Below are 19,986 nucleotides of genomic sequence, written 5' to 3'. Positions count from 1 at the left end.
ATTGCCCACACCACCGCGACGGTTTATTTGCCGTAGATGTCGAAGCTGAAGTATTTCTTCTGGATCTTGTCGTAGCTGCCGTCGGCCCGAATCTGCTTCAGCGCCTTGTTGATGCGGGCCAGCAAGGCTGCATCAGGCTTGCGTACGGCCACGGCAGCTCCTTCACCGAAATACTTCACCTCGTTGTATTCCGGGCCGGCAAAGGCATAGCCCTTGCCTGATGGCGTCTTGATGAAGTCGGACTCACCCACAGCGGCATCGACAAAGCTGGCATCTATGCGCCCGGCCTTCAGGTCGAGAAAGGATTCCGGTGCCTTGGCATAGGACACCAGTTTTGCCCCCAGCTTCACCCAGTTGTCGCGTGCGTATTTTTCCTGGATGGAAGAACGCAGCACGCCAATCTTCTTGCCCTTGAACCAGGCATCGTTGATCTGGCTGCCTTGCTTGGCCACCAGACGGCTGGGCATGTTGTAGTACTTGTCCGAAAAGCTGACGACTTTTTTGCGCTCGTCGGTGATGTTCATCGAGGCAATGATGGCGTCGAACTTGCGGGCCTGCAGTGCCGGGATGATGCCGTCGAAATCTTGCGGTACCACTTCGCAAGTGACTTTCATGGCAGAACACAGCGCCTGGGCGATATCGGGGTCAAAGCCCTTCATCTTGCCGTCAGGGCCTTGCTGGGAAAACGGTGGGTAACTGGCATCGGTGGCAAAGCGCAGGGTTTCGCCTTGGGCAGCAGCAGCCATGCCGAGCGCGCATGCGCCCAGCACCATGAGGGACTTGAACATGGTTTCTCCGGTGAGTCTTGTTGTAGTGTGAGGCAATGCCCGCCGGCAGACTGGCTGCCGGCGTGGTCAGGACTTCATGCAGCAGACGTGCCGGGCTTAGCCGCCGTAGACGTCAAAGTGGAAGTACTTGTCCTGTACTTTCTTGTAGCTGCCATCCTTGCGGATCTGCTCGATAGCCTTGTTGATGCGTGCGGCCAGGGCCTGATTGCCCTTTTTCACGGCAATGCCGGCACCCAGGCCGAAGTACTTCATGTCGGCGTAATTGGGGCCGACAAAGGCATAGCCCTTGCCGCCGTCGGTCTTGAGGAATTCCTGCTCACCCACGGCACCGTCCACAAACACCGCGTCCACGCGGCCGGCTTTCAGGTCGAGGAAGGATTCGGGAGATTTGGTGTAGGCCACGATGGTGGCACCGTTCTTGCCCCAGAAGTCACGGGCGAACTTTTCCTGGGTGGAGGCGCGCAGCACGCCGATCTTCTTGCCCTTGAACGCGGTCTGGGTAACCTGGGTATTGCTCTTGGCGATGATGCGGCTGGCGATGTTGTAGTACTTGTTGCTGAAGTCGACGGCTTTCTTGCGCTCTTCGGTGATCTGCATCGAAGACAGGATGGCGTCAAACTTGTTGGCATTCAGGGCGGGAATCAGGCCATCCCAGTCTTGCGGCACGATCTGGCAGCTTACCTTCATGGCGGTACACAAGGCATGGGCCATGTCGATGTCGAAACCTTCCGGCTTGCCATCTGCACCTTGCTTGGAGAACGGTGGGTAGTTGAGGTCTACACCAAAGCGGATGGTTTCTGCGTGGCTGGCAAAACCGGACAGGCTGACTGCAACGGCAGCCGCAAAAATAACCTTCTTCATATGTGTCTCTGCTTCTCGCATGCAGGGAAAAAGCATGGTGCTTGTTCCCGTGGTCTTACTTTGTAAACCCGGCGCTGATGGGGTGGCTGCCTGGGCAGCGCGGCCGGAACCTGTTGTTGTTATGCCTGCATGCGCCTCCTGTGAAGACGCCAGGCAATGGTGGCATGGAAACTCCCTGCCCAACAATCAGTCGCATTTGGGGCGGATAGCACCAAATTGCGAAGGGGCGCATTTTACGCCAGTTTGTATACATTGTGAAACGTCATCAAAATCATGTACTTATGTGTTGATTGTAGGATTGTATACAATGTAGGCTGTCACAGCCTTTTTGTAATTGGCCGTCGCATTGCTATAAGGCAAATAGTGGGAGAAAAACCAGTACCGTACCTGGCACTGGTTTTTCATGCTGCACTGCATCCCATCTTTCTGTAAGTCGATGTCGCATTAAGGAAATCCCGCTGGTAGCGGGCTTACTACAATGCCCCGACACAAACCGTGCATACAACAAGAGAAGCCCCATGTCGCTTACCAACAAGACCGAACTGGCGAGCCTGATTGCTGATATCCAGGCCGTTGCACAGAGCAAGCTTTCACCCAAGGAGACACAACAACTTGCCGGATTCTTCCCGATTTACTTCGAAGAAACCGAGCATGCCGACCTGCGCCAGTTTTCCTCGCTGGACCTGTTCGGTGCCGCACTGGCCCATTTTGAGTTCGCGCACAAGCGTAGCGCCGGCCAGCACAAGGTACGCATCTATACTCCCGATTTCGAGCGTGATGGCTGGCAGAGCACCCATTCGGTGATTGAAGTCGTCAACGACGACATGCCTTTCCTGATCGACTCCATCTCCATGCTGCTGTCGCGTTACAACATCAATCTGCATCTGCTGGTGCACCCGGTGTTGTCGGTTGGCCGTGACAAGAACGGCAATCTGCAAGAAGTAAAGCGCACGCAAGATCGCAGCCTGCCGCTGGAATCCTTCATCCACGTGCAGATCGACCGCGTCAGCGATGCCGCCACCCTGCAAAAGCTGGAAGCCGAACTGAACCGCATCATTGCCGATATCCGTCTGGTGGTGAGCGACGAGCCGAAAATGCGCGCCGTGGTGGGCGAAATCGGCAAGGACCTGGCCAAGGTCAAGGGTGAACGCGCTGCCGAAGCCAAAGAGGCCGTGGATTTCCTCGGCTGGATGGCGGCCAATCACTTCCTGTTCATGGGCTATTGCGATTACGACCTGGTCAAGCGCGACGGCAAGGACAGCCTGAAGATCGTCAAGGGCTCCGGCCTGGGCATCCTGCAGGATCAAGGTGACAAGGAATACTCCGCCAGCTTTGAAACCCTGCCGCAAGAGCTGCGCGAACTGGCGCACCTGCCGCAACTGATCATCCTGAACAAATCCCAGACTCGCTCCATCATCCACCGTCCGGCCTATGTCGACTTCGTCGGCATCAAGCGCTTCAACGACAAGGGTGAAGTGATTGGCGAGCGCCGCTTCCTCGGCCTGTATACCGCCAGCGCCTATCAGGCATCACCCAAGGACATTCCGCTGGTGCGCCAGAAAGTGGCTGGCGTGGTGGCCAACTGCGATTATGTGGACGACAGCTACAAGGCCAAGACCCTGGGTTTTGTGCTGGAAAGCTACCCGCGCGACGAGCTGTTTGAAATTCCGGCCGATGTACTGGGCCCGATCGCCGAAGGCATTGTCAGCCTGCAAGAGCGCCCGCGTGTACGCCTGTTCGTGCGCAAGGACCGCTACCACCGTTATGTCAGCAGCCTGGTGTATGTGCCGCGTGACAGCTTCAATACCGAAGTGCGCCTGAAGATCGAAAAAGTGCTGATGGCTGCCTTCAACGGCAGCTCGGCGGAATTCAGCGTGCAGATCAGCGACAGCTCGCTGGCGCGCGTGCATTACATCATCCGCACCAATGCTTCCAAGCTGCCGGCCTTCCGCGAATCCGATATCGAGGCGGAAATCGCCCGTCTGGTACGTGGCTGGGTGGAAGAAATGCACCAGCAGCTGGTGGAAGTGCATGGCGAAGAAGCCGGCAACCTGCTGTTCAAGCGTTACCGTTCGGCTTTCCCTGTGGCCTACCGTGAAGAGTTCGCAGTGCGCAATGCGGTGCTGGACGTGCAACTGCTGGAATCGGTCTCCGCCAGCCACCCGCTGGCGATGAAGCTGTACCGTCCTTTCCATCGTGGCAACCAGGCATTCAACCTGAAGCTGTTCCGCGAAGGCGAGCCGATGAGCCTGTCCGCCAGCCTGCCGATTCTGGAAAACATGGGCGTCAAGGTGAGCGACGAACATCCTTACCGTGTCGAGCGTGAAGACGGTTCCTCGGTGTGGATCAGCGATTTCGGCCTGGACGTGGGTGCTTTCTTTGAGCAAATGTCCAGTGAAGCCGTACAGAAAGACTTCCAGGAACTGCTGGCCCAGGTGTTTGCTAAGCGTTGCGAAAACGATGGTTTCAACCGTCTGGCGCTGATTGCTGGCCTGGACTGGCGTGAAATCTCGCTGGTGCGCGCACTGGCCAAGTATCTGCGTCAGGGCGGCCTCACCTTCAGCCAGAACTATCTGGAACAGTGCGTAGCCAACTATCCGGAAATCACCCGTCGTCTGGTGGCGCTGTTTGTGGCGCGTCTGGACCCGGTGAATGCCGACGACGCCCGCGCCGATGCGCTGCTGGCTGAAGTGAAGGAACAGCTGGACAATGTGGCCAACCTGGACGAAGACCGCATTCTCAACGGTTTCCTGGCGGTGATTCTGGCTACCCGTCGTACCAACTTCTGGCAGAAGGATGCGGCGGGCGAGTTCAAGTCCTACATCTCCTTCAAGCTGGAATCCAACCAGATTCCTTTCCTGCCGCAGCCGCGCCCGATGTTTGAAATCTGGGTGTACAGCCCGCGTGTGGAAGGCGTGCACCTGCGCGGCTCCAAGGTGGCCCGTGGCGGTCTGCGCTGGTCCGACCGCATGGAAGACTTCCGCACCGAAGTGCTGGGTCTGGTGAAGGCGCAGATGGTGAAGAACTCCGTCATCGTGCCGATGGGTTCCAAGGGCGGTTTTGTCGGCAAGCAACTGCCGGCACCGAGCGACCGTGAAGCCTTCCTGGCTGAAGGCATTGCCTGCTACAAGATCTTCATCTCCGCGCTGCTGGATGTCACTGACAACCTGGTGACCGGTCAGATCATTCCGCCCAAGGACGTACGCCGTCTGGACCCGGATGACCCGTACCTGGTGGTGGCTGCCGACAAGGGCACCGCAACCTTCTCCGACATCGCCAACGGCATTTCCGAATCCTACGGCTTCTGGCTGGGTGACGCCTTTGCTTCCGGTGGTTCCGCCGGTTACGACCACAAGGGCATGGGCATTACCGCCCGCGGTGCCTGGGAATCGGTCAAGCGCCACTTCCGTCATCTGGGCATCAACACCCAGGAGCAGGATTTCAGCGTGATCGGCATTGGCGACATGGCTGGCGACGTATTCGGCAACGGCATGCTGCTGTCCGAACACATCTGCCTGAAGGCCGCGTTCAACCATCTGCACATCTTCCTGGACCCGACCCCGGACGCCAAGACCAGCTTTGCCGAACGTGCGCGCCTGTTCAATCTGCCGCGTTCCAGCTGGTCTGATTACAACCGTGAGCTGATTTCCAAGGGCGGTGGCATTTTCGAACGCTCGGCCAAGTCCATCCCGCTGTCGCCTGAAGTCAAGGCCTGGCTGGAAACCGACAAGGACCACATGGCACCGAACGAGCTGATCCATGAAATCCTCAAGGCCAAGATCGACCTGCTGTACAACGGCGGTATCGGTACTTACATCAAGGCTTCCAGCCAGAGCCATGCCGACGCCCGCGACCGCGCTTGCGATCCGGTACGTGTCAATGGCAACCAGCTGCAAGCCCGTGTGGTGGCCGAAGGCGGTAACCTGACTTGCACCCAGCTGGGCCGTGTCGAATTTGCGCTGTGCGGCGGCCGTATCGCCACTGACGCCATCGACAACTCTGCTGGTGTGGATTGCTCCGACCACGAAGTCAACATCAAGATCCTGCTGGGCGCGGTAATGCAAGCCGGTGACATGACGCTGAAGCAGCGTAATGAACTGCTGGCCGAGATGACCGACGAAGTGGGCCATCTGGTACTGCGCAACAACGTGCTGCAAACCCAGATCCTGGCGATCAAGCGTCTGGAAGCCGCCTCCATGTTGTCCACCCATGCGCGCATGATTTCGCACATGGAAAAGACCGGCGAGCTGAACCGCGAAATCGAATACCTGCCGTCGGAAACCCAGATCAACGAACGCCGTCTGGCGCGCCAAGGTCTGACCGTGCCGGAAATCGCGGTACTGCTGGCTTACAGCAAGATCTCGCTGGATCAAGCCATTCTGGCTACCGATGTGCCGGACGATGCCGACTTCCTGCCGGTGCTGGTCAACTACTTCCCCAAACCGCTGCAACAGCGCTTTGGCAAGCAGATGGAACAGCATCAGCTGCGGCGCGAAATCATCGCCAACCAGCTGGCCAACCAGATCATCAACCGCATGGGCACCACCTTCGTGTTCCGCCTGCAGGAAGAGTCGCCGTTCTCCGCGGCCGACATCGCCCGCGCCTGGTGGATTGCCAGCCGCGTGTTTGATGCGGAAAGCCTGTGGGGCCAGATCGAAGCACTGGATAACCAGATTCCGGCCGACCAGCAGATGGAAATGATGGTGCTGGTGCGTACCCTGATCGAGCGCGTTACCCGCTGGGTGCTGCGCAACAAGCGTCCGTTCACTTCGGTGAATGCCGTGATCGAGCAGTACGCTGGCAAGGTACAGGAACTGCTGGCACGTCTGCCGGCGCTGGTGGATGCCAAACAGTACCCGGCCGTGGCCGAACTGGAAGCCCGCCTGAGCCTGCCGAACATGCCGCAGGAACTGGCCCGCGTGCTGGCGCGTCTGGAGTTTGCCGTACCGCTGATGGACATCATCGAAATCAGCGAAGGCGGCGAGCTGTCGCAGGACGAAGTGGCACAGAACTACTTCCAGCTGGGTCGCACCCTGCAACTGGACTGGCTGCGTGACGCCATCACCGGCCTGCCGCGCGACAACCGCTGGCAGTCGCTGGCCCGCTCCGCGTTGCGTGACGATCTGTACCGCCTGCATTGCAAGCTGGCCAAGCTGGCCCTTAGCGAAGCCACTGGCGACAAGGCCTTTGCCGATGCCTGGCTGGCCAAGCGTCGTGGCGAGCTGGAACTGTGCTACCAGATGTTTGCCGAGCTGCAGTCCTTCAGCGTGCTGGATCTGGCCATGCTGTCTGCCGGCATGCGCGAGCTCAACAACCACCTGCTGGCCTGATCCTTCAGTCTTGCAATATCAAACCGGCCCTCAGGGGCCGGTTTTTTTATGGTGATCAGCACAAAATGCGGTGGGTTTGATGAGAAGCGGCGGACGGCAGCAGGCAAATCCGGCTATCATCCGCACTTGACTCCGGCATCCATCATGCCGAACAGACTGGAATGACAAGATGCAGAACACACAGGCCGACGCCTCCGCACGGGAAGCCGAGCAAGCCTGGCGCCACGCCAAGCAACTGGAGCAGGCACTGATTGAACTACTGCAGCAGGCCTTGCCGGCCAGCGGGCTGTGTACCGTAGGCAAGCCGCTGACCGAACAGCAAAAGCGTGGCGAATCCCGCCAGGCGCTGTGCTGCAGCCTGCCGCTGCTGCAAAAGAAAAAGCGCAAGGACACTATCGTCGCCTTCCTGAATTTCCAGATCAGCCTGGCAGGCGACGGCGTGCCGCGTGTCGGTGTGGACGGGGAGGGTGAACCGCTGGGCCCGGTGCTGCATATTGCGCACTGGACCTGTGAATTCAGCTTCGATTACGACGCCTACGTCGGCTTCCCCGCCACCGGCTGGCAGCCGTGGGTCAATCAGGCTGGCCGCCTGCTGCGCTGGGACGATTCCGAATCGCCGTTTGGCGACGAGTGGAGTTACAGCCTGCGACTGGATGCGCTGAGTACTGACGAGGGCCTGCTGCGCCGCGTGGTGTTGCAGCCGGTGCTGGCGCTGCTGGAAGGCGCTGCCACCACCACCGCCCTGCCGGACGATTTGCCCGGCTTGGTCCGCTATATCGATGTGCCGGCCGAGGATGGCCTGCAGGACTTGCGCGTGCAGTCGTGATGCTGTGCGATGCCAAAACGAAACCCGCCAACTGGCGGGTTTTTTGTTGTGTTGGTATGGATGGCGGCATTGTCGATTGCGGTTTATCGAATATTGACGGACAGCCATACGCCTGCGGTAGCAAGCCCGATCCCGAGCCAGGCAAACCCGGGCATGGACTCCCCGAGCAGCACACCCGCAGCGATGGCAGCGCAGGGCGGAACCAGGAAAAACAGTGCTGAGACCCTGGACGCAGGGCGATGGCGGACAAGATGGAGGAGTAGCCCAATCGCAATAAGCGAGTTGCCGATCACCAGATAGGTGAGTGAAAACAGCATGTCGCGGTGCCACTCGATATGGCCGGACTCCAGCAGCAGGGCGAGTGGTGCTATCAGCAGCAGTCCTACGCTAGTCTGTATCAGTGTGGCGGAAATCGGGTGCATGGAAGCCGACGTTTTCTTCTCGTATAACACCCCCAAGGTCATGCCGGACAGGGCAATGCAACTCAGCGCAATGCCCTGCCACGGTGTTGATTCAATGGCCGATTTTGACAGGATGACGATAGCCGCACCGGCAAAGCCTAGACTGAGTCCGCACCACTGCTTGCTTGAAACGTGCTCTTTGATCCAGATTGGCGCAATCACGGCAACGAGAATGGGCTGCAAGGAGACGATGAGTGCCAGCGCTCCAGCAGAGAGCCCTGCCCTGAGTGCAAGATAGGTTCCGCCAAAGTAGATGACTTGAATGCAAATGCCGATTACGCAAACGTTTAGCCAGTCACGACCGTGATGCGGAATGGAGAGGCGGAATCCAAGCTGGATGGGCAAAAGAATGGCAATGACGCAGCTGTAGCGCAATGCCAGGAAGGTAAGCGGTTCGATATGCTGCAAACCGATTTTTACCACGGCAAATCCTGTTGCCCACAGCAATAGAAACAGCATTGGTGCGGCGACATCCAGTACCATGCGGTGCTGCATGAATAGCGAGAAGCGTCGCAATGCTGATGAGGGCAGAGGCATGGTGCTTTCCCCGGATGTGCATTAATCAGCCTGTCGCTGCCGTGATTTCAACACTGGGGTGATTGCGTTACAGGACAGGCATTCCACTGAGACGTTGACGGTAAGTTGTTTTGCCTGAGCTTGTAAGCTGGCAGATGTCATGGCTTGCGTGTCATGGCCAGGGCTTTCTAGCCCTGGGTGTGGGGTGTGGTGGCCGGTCACCCGACTCAAGAACCAGCAGGCTCGCTCCCTGCCAGCCAATCACCGCCCAGTGCCTTGAGCAAATTAACACTCCAGACAAACTGGCTGCCGCGCAGTTGGGATTGCAGGCGCCGCGCCGCCAGCAGGCTTTGCTGGTTGATGGCTAGCGTGAGCGCGTTATCCAGCCCTTCTCGATAGCGCAGCAGGGAGATGTCATAAGCGCGTTGCTGGCTGCTGACGGCGGCACCCTGCTGCTGGCTGGCCTGATCCAGCCCCTGCAGGGTGGACAGCGCATCCTGGGTTTCCTGCATCGCCTGCAATACGGTCTGGCGATAGCTGGCGGCAGCGGCCTGATAGCCGGCCTCGGCATAATTGACGCCGGCGCGGGTCTTGCCGTTGTCAAACAGCGTCTGGCCAGCTTGCAGGCCCAGTGACCACACCAGTGCCGGTGCGGAAACCAGCCGTGCCAGCTGGGCGGATTCGTAGCCGATATAGCTGGGCGACAGGGTGAGCTGTGGGAACCAGGCGGCTTTGGCCACGCCGATCTGGGCATTGGCCGCCGCCATGGCGCGCTCGGCGGAGGCTATGTCCGGTCGGCGCTGTAGCAGCCCGGCCGGAACGCCAGGCGGAATCTGTGGGGTGGTGGCGGGCAGGGTGGCGGTTTCCAGCCGGAAACTGCTGGCCGGATGGCCGCTCAGCGTGGCCAGCAGGTCTTGCTGTTGCTGGCGCTGGTTGCCCAGCAGGCTCAGCTGGGCCTGTGCCGCTTGCAGGCTGGCCTGTTGGGTGGCTAGTGCACTGGCGGCATCCAGCCCCTCGCGGTGGCGCACCTCGGTTAGTTGCAGCACTTTCTGTTGCAGGGCGATCGACTGTTGCAGCAGGGCGCTTTCCTCATCCAGCTGGCGCAGCTGGAAATAGGCGCTGGCCAGTTGGGCGGTCAGCAGCAGGCGCACGTTTTCGCTGTCGGCCTGGCTTTGCGCGGCGCTGGCGCGGGCACTTTCCACGTCACGGCGCACCCGGCCCAGCCAGTCGAATTCGTAGCTCACATTCAGCGTGGGCTTGTAATCGTTCTGGATGGTGCTGCTGTTAGTCGATTGATAATTGGTTAGCGGGCGCTCGGCGGAAATGCGGCTGCGGCTGATACTGGCACCGGCACTGATCGTGGGCAGGCTGGCGGCGGCATGGATGCCGGCCTGGGCCTGCGCCTGTTGCAGGCGGGCCAGCGCCAGTTTCAGGCTGGCATTGCTGGCGATGCAGTCGGCTTCCAGCTGGTTTAGTGTGGCATCGCCAAATTGCAGCCACCAGGCTTGCTTGGCTTGCTGGTCGGCAGGCGCTGCGCTTTGCCAGCTGCCTGTGCCCTGCCAGTTGGCGGGCAGGTCGGCCATGGTGGGGCGCTGGTAATCCGGGCCGATGGCGGAGCAGGCGCTGAGGGTGGCCAGCAGCATGGTGCCGGCCAGCAGGGCGGGGGAGCTTCGCATGGCTTACTCGCTGTTGCCGCTGGCCACAATGGCCACGCTCTGGCCGTTGCGGATGGCATCGGACGGGTTGAGGATGATGCGTTCCTTGCCGCTCAGGCCAGCCTTGATGGCAATGTCCTTGCCGTAGTCGGTGCCCAGTACCACTTTTTGCAGTCGCACCTTGTTGTGCTCATCCACGACTGCCACCTGGCTGCCCTCGGCACCGAATATCAAGGTGTTGGTGGGCAGGGTCAACCCTGCCGGGCTCTTCAGCTTGAAGCGGGCTTCCACATACAGGCCGGGCAGCAGTTTGTGCTCGGCATTGTCCAGTACGATTTCCACTTGCAGGGTGCGGCTGGCCGGGTCGATGGCACCGGCGGTGCGTGCCACCTTGCCTGCTACCACCTTGGCATTGTCACCGGCCATGATGTCGACGCTGTCGCCCACCTTGACCTGGCTGGCACGCTCCTGCGGCAGGTAAACATATAGATGCAGCTTGTCCACCTGCGCCACGCTGAATAGCGACTGGCCGCTGCCGCCGTTGCCGGCATTGATCAGGCTGCCATTGTCGATATTGCGTTTGGTGATGATGCCGTCAAACGGTGCCACCACGCGGCCAAAATCCTGTTGATCACGCAGACGCTTGAGGGTGGCGGCGGTTTGCTGGTAGGCGGCATTTTTTTCGTCGAATTCCTGCTGTGAGACCGCATCCTGCGCGCGCAGGCGGCTCCAGCGCTGGTAGGCGGTGCGTGCCAGTTCATGGCTGGCGGCGGCTTCGTCCACCTGCTTGTTGATGTCCGGGGTGTCCAGTACCGCCAGCAGTTCGCCTTTTTTCACCGGTTGGCCGATGTCCTTGAGCCATTGCTTTACATAGCCGCTGCCGCGCGCATACACCACGGCCTCGCTGATGCCCTGCAGGGTAGCCGGCAGGGTGAGCTGGTTGTCATGGCGATTGTTTGTCGCTTGCACCACCCGCACTTGCTGGATGGCGCTCTGGCTGGCGCGCTGGGCCAGGGTGTCGGCACTGGCCTGTCTGGCCAGCAGGGTGCGTCCCAGGCCGGCCAGCAACAACAGCACGATGATGATGGTGACGGTGCGGGCACGGCGGGCTACCTTGTGGCGGCCATCCAGGCCGGGGAGGGTATCGTGATGGAAGGCCGGCACGCCCTGATTGGTGTGGCGCTGATTTGTCATGCTGAGGTCCTAGGCTTGCACCGGCGTGGCCGGGGTGTCGTCGTCAGGGCTGTGCGCTTGCGCCCGGCGTTTGGCCTGGTGGCTGTGGAAGCTGGCAAACACCACCGGGACAAAGAACAGGGTGGATACGGTGGCGAACAGCAGGCCACCAATCACGGCACGGCCCAGCGGGGCATTCTGTTCCGAGCCGTCGCCAATGCCGATGGCCATGGGAATCATGCCGATGATCATGGCCAGCGCCGTCATCAGCACCGGACGCAAGCGGGTGGCCCCGGCCTCCAGCGCCGCGGACAGCGGTGGCAGGCCTTCTTGCAGGCGCTGACGGGCAAAAGAAACCACCAGAATGCTGTTGGCGGTGGAAACCCCCATGGTCATGATGGCACCGGTCAGCGCCGGTACGCTCAGATTGGTCGCGGTCAGTATCAGCATCAAGGCGATGCCGGCCAGGGCTGCTGGCAGGGCGGAGATGATGATGAAGGGGTCTAGCCAGGACTGGAAGTTCACCACAATCAGCAGGTAAACCAGCACGATGGCACCCAGAATGCCCAGCCCCAGCCCGGTGTAGGAGGACTGCATGGTTTCCACCTGACCGCGCAGGGCGATCTTGCTGCCCTTGGGCAGCTCGGCTTGCGACTGCTTGATCAGTTGCTGGATGTCGCTGGCCACCGCGCCCAGATCACGTCCGCGTACATTGGCGTAAATGTCCACCGCCGGCTGAATGTTGTAGCGGCTGACGATGGCGGCCTCGCGCCCTGGGTGAATACTGACCAGATTGCCCAGTTGCTGCGGCGTACTGCCGCTGGCACCGGCGGGGTTCACCGGCAGCTGCAGCAGGTCGTCCAGCGCATTGATGCGGTATTGCGGTGTCTGGGCCTGCATGTTGTACACCACGCTGTTGGCCGGGTTCAGCCAGAATGTCGGCTGGGTCTGCTGGCTGCCGGATAGTGGCAGCAATAGGTTCTGTGCCACGTCGGTGGCGCTAAGACCCATGCCTTGCAGGCGGGTACGGTCCATGTCCAGCTTCAGCGCCGGTGCATCCAGCCGCTGGTGTACATGCACGTCAGCCGCGCCGTTCACTCCCTTGATACGGTCCGCCAGCTTCACTGCGAAGGCATGGTTTTCGGCCATGTTCTTGCCGTAAATCTGTACGTCGATGGCGGATGGGGTGCCGAAGTTGAGAATCTGGGTGACGATATCCGCCGGCTGGAAGAAAAACTCCACGCCGGGAAAGCGTTTGCCCAGCAGCGGCGGAATTTTCTCGATGTAATCGGCGCTGGGGCGGTGGCCCGGCTTGAGTGAAATCAGGATGTCGGCATCCAGTGTGCCGATGGTGCCGGAATTGCTGTAGGACAGATTGATGCCGGAATAGGGCAGGCCGATATTATCGATGATGGTGTCCAGCTCGTCCGGCGGAATGATTTCCCGCAGTGCACTGTCCACGCCGTCGGCCAGCCGGGCGGTGTTCTCGATGCGCGTACCGGTGGGCGCGCGCATGTGCAGCTTGATCTGGCCGGTATCCACGCTGGGAAACAGGTCACGCCCCAGCAGCAGGTACAGGCCGCAGGACAGTAGGCAGAAGGCCAGAAATCCGGCCATGAAGCGGCGGCGGTGGGTCAGCAGGTGGCTGATTAGCAGCACGTATACGCTGCGCAGCTTTTCAAACTGGTGGTTGAAGCGCTGGTGTACATGGTGAATCCAGGCTGTCACCCGGCCGCTGCGGCCCTGGTGGCCCATCAGCAGCAGGGCCAGCGTGGGCACCAGCGTACGCGACAGCAGGTAGGAGGCCAGCATGGCGAACACCACGGCCTCGGCCAGCGGCACAAACAGATAGCGCGCCACGCCCTCCAGAAAAAACATCGGCACAAACACGATGCAGATGCACAGCGTGGAAACAAAGGCCGGAATGGCGATCTCGCCTGCCCCATCCAGAATGGCCGTGTGCAGGTCCGCCCCCATGTGCAGGTGACGCTCGATGTTTTCGATGGTGACTGTGGCGTCGTCCACCAGAATACCCACCGCCAGCGCCAGTCCGCCCAGCGTCATCACATTGATGGTTTCACCCACCGCATGCAGCAGAATCACTGAGGAAAAAATCGACAAGGGAATGGAGATGGCAATGATGGAGGTGGTGCGCCAGTTGCCCAGAAACAGCAGTAGCATGACGGCGGTGAGCACGGCGGCAATCAGTGCCTCGTGAATCACTCCTTCCACCGCGGTTTTCACGAATACCGACTGGTCAGCCAGCAGCGACACTTCAATGCCCTTGGGCAGCAGCGGCGTCACCGTGGGCAGCAGGCTTTTCAGATTGTCCACCACGCTGAGCGTGGACGCGCCGCCGTTCTTGTACACCGACAGCAACAAGCCGCGTTGGCCGTTCTGGCGCACGATATTGGTTTGCGGCGAATAGCCGTCCCGCACATGTGCCACCTCGCCCAGATAGGTGGTGGCACCATTGCTGCTGCGCACCGGAATGTTGTTCAGCCCGGCAATGGTGGTGGGCGAGCCATTCAGGCCGATATTGAATTCGGTATCGCCCATCTTGGTAGTGCCGGCGGGTAGTATCAGGTTCTGGCTGCTGATGGCGTTAACCACATTGGTGGGGGTCATGCCCTTGGCGGTGATGGCGGCCAGGTCCAGATCCACCGACAGCAGGCGCACCTTGCCGCCATAGGGATAGGGAATGGCCACGCCGGGAATGGTCACCAATTGCGGGCGCAGGGTGTTGACCGCGGCGTCGAATACATCCTGTTCCGACAGCGTCTTGCTGGACATGCCCAGCTGTACCACCGGCACGCTGGAGGCGGTGTACTTGATTACCAGTGGTGCGGTGGTGCCGGTAGGCATCTGCCGTACCACGGCCTGCGATACCGATACCACCTGGGCGATGGCGGTCTGGATGTTGACATTGGGCTGGAAAAAAATCTTGATCACCGCAATGCCGTTGAGCGACTGCGACTCGATATGCTCGATGTCATTCACCGTGGTGGTGAGAATGCGCTCGTTGGATTGGGTGATGCGGTCGGCCATCTGCTGCGGTGCCAGGCCGTTGTAGCCCCAGATCACGCTGATCACCGGGATGTCGATTTCCGGCAGTACATCCACCGGCGTGCGCAGCAGCGCCAGCGCAGTGGCCAGCACAATGACAATGGCCATTACGATAAAGGTATATGGCCGGCGTAATGCCGTTTCAACAATCCACATCGGGGGAAACTGCCTTCCTGCCAGAGGCCAGCGAGCCTGGCCGGTATGCTTGGTATCGCGACAAGCTGCTGCCGCTGGCTACAGGACAAGGTCTCCCTTTGTTGCCGAGAGAAATTGTCTGGCTGCATGCTGGGCTAGAGCGGCCTGACTGTCGCACTTTTATGTGGCTGCCAATTGGTAGGAATGGCAGCTTTGCGCTACCGGGATATTAGCGTAAGCACATGGCGGACGAGTGAAGAAAAGATCGGCAAATTGTTGCCAAATATTGCAACGCACACTTGCGGTAGCAAGCGCTCAGCCTGGGTCGGAGCTATACAGTTCCACAGATTGCTCGGCTGTCGGCAGCAAAACAGGCCCTGAATGACGCAGCCCGGCTTTCTCCAGAACCCGGCGTGAAGCAGCGTTGTCAGCGTTTACATAAGCAACCACCCGCGTTAATTGCAGGCTGTGCAAACCATATTGCACACAGGCGGCGGCAGCTTCGCTGGCATAGCCCTGTCCGCGCCAGTCCGGTAGCAAGGCATAGCCGACATCAATATCAAGCAAACCTGCACGGCGGATCAGGCCGCACATGCCAATGGCCACGCCATCTTCGCGCCGTTCCACACACCACAGGCCAAAACCGTCTTGCACGTAAGAAAGAATAGGACCACGACCCAGGTAGTCAATGGCCTGTGCCAGAGTGTGTATGCCACGGTCGGAGACGTTGCGAATGAAATCCGGGTCAGTCAGCAATGCCAGTAGCAGCGGTGCATCCTGCAGGGTGAATTCCCGCAATTGCAGACGAGGCGTAATGATGTGCAACATGGCGGAGGTCATCGGGTGAGGGGATATGGCAGTGTAGCGCAGCCGGTATGTCAACAGGCAATCGTTGCAGGCAAGGTGTTGACGGACAGATAGGCTGACGGTGAATCATGGCAATTTGCATGTCAGCTCTTGTCAATTCGACAGTTCGCGTGTAATATCGCCCTCTCTGTTGCAGCAAATGCAGCAGCCATCTGGAGAGGTGGATGAGTGGTTTAAGTCGCACGCCTGGAAAGCGTGTTTAGGGTAATACCCTAACGGGGGTTCGAATCCCCCCCTCTCCGCCAGATACCTACAAAAAAGCCCTGATCATTCAGGGCTTTTTTGTTTCTCATCTGCTGTTTCAGCCAGGATCAGGATTGCCAATTCATTATGGCTATACTATGGCTGGGTCAAGGTTAATCATCAGGATGATTTAATCCCTTTGTCCAAAGCTATTTGATGGATGGCCGTTACCACAGAGTCCGCTCCCTGGCGAATCTGGTTGATTACTGTTCCTACCTTGTTTACCTGCTCAACGCTGTCTGCCACCAGGTCTTTAATTTGGTCCATATTATGTACCGCAGTATTGGTCTGGCTTTGGATGGCTGTTACCATTCCTGAAATTTCAGAAGTTGATGACGAGGTTCTTTCGGCAAGCTTTCTAACCTCATCCGCCACAACGGCAAAGCCTCTGCCAGTTTCACCTGCGCGCGCAGCTTCAATTGCGGCATTCAACGCAAGCAAATTGGTCTGATCGGCAATGTCTTTGATTGTTTGTACAATCGCATTGATTTGTTGAGAGTGTTGTCCCAGTGATTCAACACTTTTTGCGGCAGTTGCAATTTGCTGCGACATGTTTTCAATATAGGCAACGCTATCCGTGATGTTATTCACGCCTTCTTCTGCCCAGTGTCTGGTCTGCTGAGAAGTGTTGAATGCAAATAGTGCGCTATCGCGCTCTTGCTGTTGGGCTATGATGTTTCTGGTAATGTCCGTGGCAAACTTGATGATGGATACTACATTGCCATCATCATCAAAGACAGGATTGTAGCTGGCTTCCAGCCAGCGTATTGTTCCATCCTTGGCAATCCGCTTTATTTGGCCGGAAAATAATTGGCCACTCCGTAATTGTTCCCACAGCTGCGTATATTCCCTGCTTTGCACAAAGTCGGGTGGGCATAGCATGCTGTGGTGCTTGCCAATAAGCTCTTCAAGCTTGTATCCCATGGTACGTACGAAATTCTGATTAATCGTGGTGATAACGCCTTCTCGAGTAAATTCGATGGATGCCATGACGCGATTCACCGAGTCCAGAACGGCTTTATTTCGGGCGGCCTCTTCGACTTTGTCGGTGATATCTGTTGCAAATTTGACAAAGCCGGTTATTTTCCCTGACGGATCCTTGATCGGGTTGTAGGTGGCTTCCAGCCAGATATCCTGCCCGGAACTACCTAGGCGTTTTACGCGTCCGGCAAAGGGTTTTCCAGATCGGAGATTGTCCCAGAATTGTTTGTAATCATTTGAGTTTACATAATTCCTGTCGCAAAAGTCGCGATGATTTTTTCCTTTCAGATTTGCATCGCTGTATCCCATCTGCTTCTGGAAAAGGCTGTTGGACTCTACCACGTTGGCATTAATATCAAACGTGACGCTTGCCGTTGAAAGATTAATCGCATCGATGACTGCCTGTTTCTGGCCTAGTAATTTCTCTTGGCCATCAATTTTGGCGTGTAGCTTTTTGTTAAACATGGCTATCCTCACTTCAAATAATCTATAACAAGCGACCGAAGGTCCGTGTGGGAGAGTCCACCGTGATTGCACTATAAAATACAATTACTTAACTGCGGTGCGTCAAGATTAAAAAAACCTAGATTATTAATAATTTGTTTAAAAAATTATCAAATAAAATATTTTTATGTGATAAATATATGACTGATTTGTCATGGCTATTTAAATTGTCAAAACAATATGCTTATGAATAAAAAACAACAACCTGGCTAGGTTGTGCTTTTTTCAGTTCTTTTGGCCAGGTTTTTACTGGTCTTGGTCTTGGCTGATGTTGCAGCCATTAAGCGGCCAGTATGGCGCTGCAGGTGCGGGGCAAGAAAAAGGCCCTGAACATATCAGGGCCTGGTGGGGTATCTTTTTGCAGCGTGGCGATGTCAGAAGCCCAGGCTGTCCAGCAGGTCATCCACTTGTTGCTGATTGGACATCACGTCCGGATTGCCTTCCTGATTGATAGCCGGGCCATTGAGCAGGCTGCTGTCCAGCGCACCTTTCTTGTGCTCTGGTGAGAACTCGACCAGCAAGTTCAGCATTTCGGCCTCCAGGGTCTTGAACATGTCCATCATTTTCTTGATGACCTGGCCGGTGAGATCCTGAAAATCCTGTGCCATGACGATTTCCAGCAATTGGGTGCTGGTTTCGTGGGTTTGCTGTGGTACCTGGTTCAGGTACTGGCGGGTGTCATTGGCCAGTTGCTTGAATTCTTCGGTAGACAGCTGGTTGGCATACAGCAGGTTCCAGCGTTCGGACAGGGTTTTCGAGTTACTGCCCAAGTCATCTTGCAGTGGCTGGGCCACATCAATTGCATTCAATACCCGGTCGGCTGCGCCCTTGGTGAGCGAGGCAATGTAGCTCAGACGATCGCGTGCATCCGGAATGGCATCTGCCACCCGTTCCAGCGACTTGTCGTAGCCCATGTCGCGCAGGGCATTGTGCATTTTGCGGGTGATCTGGCCAATCTGCTCGTACATCTCTTCATTACCACTTTGCGGCGTGCTGGCGCTTTGCACGGCTGTTTCTGCTGCGGGCTGTGGTTCGGCGGCTTCTTTTTGCTGGCTGGCAATACTGTCGAACAATGCTTCGAGATCCGGTGAATCTCCGCTATCTAGAATGTGATCCGGCACGATAGCTTCTCCTCTAGGCTGACCTGGCAGGTCGGTTTGCCATGTGTATGCGTTACTTGTTCATGGTCTGGAAGATCTTGTTCATCTTTTCTTCCAGTGTTGCTGCAGTGAAGGGCTTTACGATGTAACCGCTGGCACCGGCCATGGCGGCTTCGATGATGTTTTCCCGCTTGGCTTCCGCGGTAATCATCATGAAGGGCAGGTGCTTGATCTGCTGGTCGGCCCGTACCGCTTTCAGCAGTTCGATGCCGGTCATGTTCGGCATGTTCCAGTCGGAAACAATAAAGTCGAAATGTTGCGTTTTCAGCTTGTGCAAGGCCACCTGGCCATCTTCGGCCTCGTCGACGTTGGTAAAGCCCAGCTCTTTCAGCAGGTTGCGCACAATGCGTCTCATGGTCGAGAAATCGTCTACGACCAGAAACTTCATGTTTTTGTCCACCATAAGTGAAGCTCCAAAGAGTGAATCCGTAATGTCTGCCCGTTGCGGGCCCGTATCTTGAACCGGGCCGGGCCGCCTTATCTTTGAAGGTAGGGAATCAGGGTTTCAGCCAGTATTGCCGGATCGAATTTGGCAACATAGGCATCGACACCCACGCTGGAACCCATGGCCTTGTTGGCGTTGGACGACAGCGAGGAGTGCATGATAACCGGGATGCCTTTGAAGCGGACATCGGATTTGATCAGCTTGGTCAGCACATAGCCGTCCATTTCCGGCATTTCCGCATCCACCAGAATGATCTTCAGGTAGTCGTGCAGACACTCATCTTCGCCCCAGGTGCGGCTGGCCAGCACCTGCAGACGCTCCCACGCTTCGCGGCCATTGGTGGCCTGCTGGAACTTGATGCCCATTTTTTCCAGCACGCTGGTGATTTCCTTGCGTGCCACCACCGAGTCGTCCACGAAGAACAGATACTGGTCGGTTTCCATCTGCGCGGTCGGAATGTCCGGCAGGCGCGGTTCGCCCACCACGGTGGCCAGAATCTGTTCCACATCCAGAATGGAAACCAGCTTGCCGTCTTCCAGTTCGGTAATCGCGGTGATCAGGTTGGAGTTGGTGGCGCTGGTGCTCATCATGTTTTCCGGAGCGCGTACGCGATCCCAGTCCACGCGGATGATGCGATCGACAGAATCCACCAGGAAAGCCTGGGTACTCTTGTTGAATTCGGTGACGATCATGGTGTCGAACTTGCGACCGCTTTGCTCGGAGCCGACAAAGCGCGCCAGCGAAATCACCGGAATGATGTTGCCGCGCAGCGACAGCACGCCCTGCACGCCAAAGGGCATGTTGGGGGTTTTGGTGATGGCTGGCGTCTGGGACACTTCGCGCACCTTGAACACATTGATGCCGAAGGTTTCGCGGGTGCCCAGGGAAAACAGCAGGATTTCCATCTTGTTGGAGCCGGCAAGCTTGGTGCGGGCGTCCACGCTGGCAAGCAAGGATGCATCGGTTGCTGACATA

Annotated in this window: 12 protein-coding genes, 1 tRNA gene and 1 pseudogene; 3 read left to right on the top strand and 11 right to left on the bottom strand. The window is 58.0% G+C overall.

The features are described from left to right. Positions 1-23: 23 nt before the first annotated feature. Both GSR16_RS13755 and GSR16_RS13750 read right to left on the bottom strand, forming a co-directional pair. Positions 24-788, bottom strand: a complete 765-nt coding sequence (locus tag GSR16_RS13755; protein ID WP_159878307.1) for an ABC transporter substrate-binding protein — start codon at positions 786-788, stop codon at positions 24-26. 96 nt (positions 789-884) lie between these two features. After that, entirely contained in the window at positions 885-1,649 is a 765-nt protein-coding gene (locus GSR16_RS13750; RefSeq protein WP_159878305.1) for an ABC transporter substrate-binding protein, read from the bottom strand. Positions 1,650-2,167: 518 nt separating this feature from the next. Between GSR16_RS13750 and GSR16_RS13745 the strand changes: the two genes are divergently transcribed. Both GSR16_RS13745 and GSR16_RS13740 read left to right on the top strand, forming a co-directional pair. Then, positions 2,168-6,979 (top strand): NAD-glutamate dehydrogenase, encoded by a 4,812-nt coding sequence (locus tag GSR16_RS13745; RefSeq protein ID WP_159878303.1) that lies wholly within the window; start codon positions 2,168-2,170, stop codon positions 6,977-6,979. Positions 6,980-7,148: 169 nt separating this feature from the next. Next, a complete protein-coding gene (locus GSR16_RS13740; protein WP_159878301.1) occupies positions 7,149-7,805 on the top strand; it encodes a hypothetical protein in 657 nt (218 codons plus the stop codon). Between the two features lie 83 nt (positions 7,806-7,888). Here the strand turns inward: GSR16_RS13740 and GSR16_RS13735 are convergent, their stop codons facing one another. The 5 genes from GSR16_RS13735 to GSR16_RS13715 form a co-directional block, all read right to left on the bottom strand. Beyond that, positions 7,889-8,803, bottom strand: coding sequence for a DMT family transporter (locus GSR16_RS13735; protein WP_205677437.1), 915 nt, complete (start codon positions 8,801-8,803; stop codon positions 7,889-7,891). Between the two features lie 206 nt (positions 8,804-9,009). Next, positions 9,010-10,458 carry an efflux transporter outer membrane subunit gene (locus tag GSR16_RS13730; protein WP_159878299.1) on the bottom strand — a complete coding sequence of 483 codons (1,449 nt, stop codon included), beginning with the start codon at positions 10,456-10,458 and terminating at the stop codon, positions 9,010-9,012. Positions 10,459-10,461: 3 nt separating this feature from the next. Next, on the bottom strand, positions 10,462-11,631 hold the full coding sequence (locus tag GSR16_RS13725) for an efflux RND transporter periplasmic adaptor subunit (RefSeq protein WP_159878297.1): 1,170 nt from the start codon (positions 11,629-11,631) through the stop codon (positions 10,462-10,464). 9 nt (positions 11,632-11,640) lie between these two features. Next, entirely contained in the window at positions 11,641-14,832 is a 3,192-nt protein-coding gene (locus GSR16_RS13720; RefSeq protein WP_159878295.1) for an efflux RND transporter permease subunit, read from the bottom strand. 294 nt (positions 14,833-15,126) lie between these two features. Beyond that, on the bottom strand, positions 15,127-15,639 hold the full coding sequence (locus tag GSR16_RS13715) for a GNAT family N-acetyltransferase (RefSeq protein WP_205677436.1): 513 nt from the start codon (positions 15,637-15,639) through the stop codon (positions 15,127-15,129). Between the two features lie 193 nt (positions 15,640-15,832). On the opposite strand from GSR16_RS13715, the gene GSR16_RS13710 reads away from it, so the two are divergent. Next, positions 15,833-15,923, top strand: a tRNA-Ser gene (locus tag GSR16_RS13710). Between the two features lie 205 nt (positions 15,924-16,128). Here the strand turns inward: GSR16_RS13710 and GSR16_RS21490 are convergent. The 4 genes and pseudogenes from GSR16_RS21490 to GSR16_RS13690 form a co-directional block, all read right to left on the bottom strand. Further along, positions 16,129-17,295 (bottom strand): annotated as a pseudogene (locus tag GSR16_RS21490) (methyl-accepting chemotaxis protein); the annotation flags it as partial. Between the two features lie 485 nt (positions 17,296-17,780). Next, complete coding sequence (cheZ, locus tag GSR16_RS13700) at positions 17,781-18,527, bottom strand: protein phosphatase CheZ (RefSeq protein ID WP_159878291.1); 747 nt, start codon at positions 18,525-18,527, stop codon at positions 17,781-17,783. Positions 18,528-18,579: 52 nt separating this feature from the next. After that, on the bottom strand, positions 18,580-18,969 hold the full coding sequence (cheY, locus tag GSR16_RS13695) for a chemotaxis response regulator CheY (RefSeq protein ID WP_159878289.1): 390 nt from the start codon (positions 18,967-18,969) through the stop codon (positions 18,580-18,582). 74 nt (positions 18,970-19,043) lie between these two features. Continuing rightward, positions 19,044-19,985: a chemotaxis protein gene (locus tag GSR16_RS13690; protein ID WP_159878287.1), complete on the bottom strand. Its 942-nt coding sequence runs from the start codon at positions 19,983-19,985 to the stop codon at positions 19,044-19,046. Position 19,986 lies beyond the last annotated feature (1 nt).

This window comes from Aquitalea denitrificans, from assembly GCF_009856625.1.
GTDB lineage: Bacteria > Pseudomonadota > Gammaproteobacteria > Burkholderiales > Chromobacteriaceae > Aquitalea > Aquitalea denitrificans.
The sequence above is the reverse complement of the archived record's forward strand: the minus strand, read 5'-3'. Positions and strand labels throughout refer to the sequence as shown.

What these genes read in the sequence shown, in the direction of transcription:
- GSR16_RS13720 (WP_159878295.1), bottom strand. Translation starts at nt 14,832, where the DNA reads ATGTGGATTGTTGAAACGGCATTACGCCGGCCATATACCTTTATCGTA.
- GSR16_RS13690 (WP_159878287.1), bottom strand. Translation starts at nt 19,985, where the DNA reads ATGTCAGCAACCGATGCATCCTTGCTTGCCAGCGTGGACGCCCGCACC.
- GSR16_RS13730 (WP_159878299.1), bottom strand. Translation starts at nt 10,458, where the DNA reads ATGCGAAGCTCCCCCGCCCTGCTGGCCGGCACCATGCTGCTGGCCACC.
- GSR16_RS13745 (WP_159878303.1), top strand. Translation starts at nt 2,168, where the DNA reads ATGTCGCTTACCAACAAGACCGAACTGGCGAGCCTGATTGCTGATATC.
- GSR16_RS13715 (WP_205677436.1), bottom strand. Translation starts at nt 15,639, where the DNA reads ATGTTGCACATCATTACGCCTCGTCTGCAATTGCGGGAATTCACCCTG.
- GSR16_RS13725 (WP_159878297.1), bottom strand. Translation starts at nt 11,631, where the DNA reads ATGACAAATCAGCGCCACACCAATCAGGGCGTGCCGGCCTTCCATCAC.
- cheY (WP_159878289.1), bottom strand. Translation starts at nt 18,969, where the DNA reads ATGGTGGACAAAAACATGAAGTTTCTGGTCGTAGACGATTTCTCGACC.
- GSR16_RS13740 (WP_159878301.1), top strand. Translation starts at nt 7,149, where the DNA reads ATGCAGAACACACAGGCCGACGCCTCCGCACGGGAAGCCGAGCAAGCC.
- GSR16_RS13735 (WP_205677437.1), bottom strand. Translation starts at nt 8,803, where the DNA reads ATGCCTCTGCCCTCATCAGCATTGCGACGCTTCTCGCTATTCATGCAG.
- GSR16_RS13755 (WP_159878307.1), bottom strand. Translation starts at nt 788, where the DNA reads ATGTTCAAGTCCCTCATGGTGCTGGGCGCATGCGCGCTCGGCATGGCT.
- GSR16_RS13750 (WP_159878305.1), bottom strand. Translation starts at nt 1,649, where the DNA reads ATGAAGAAGGTTATTTTTGCGGCTGCCGTTGCAGTCAGCCTGTCCGGT.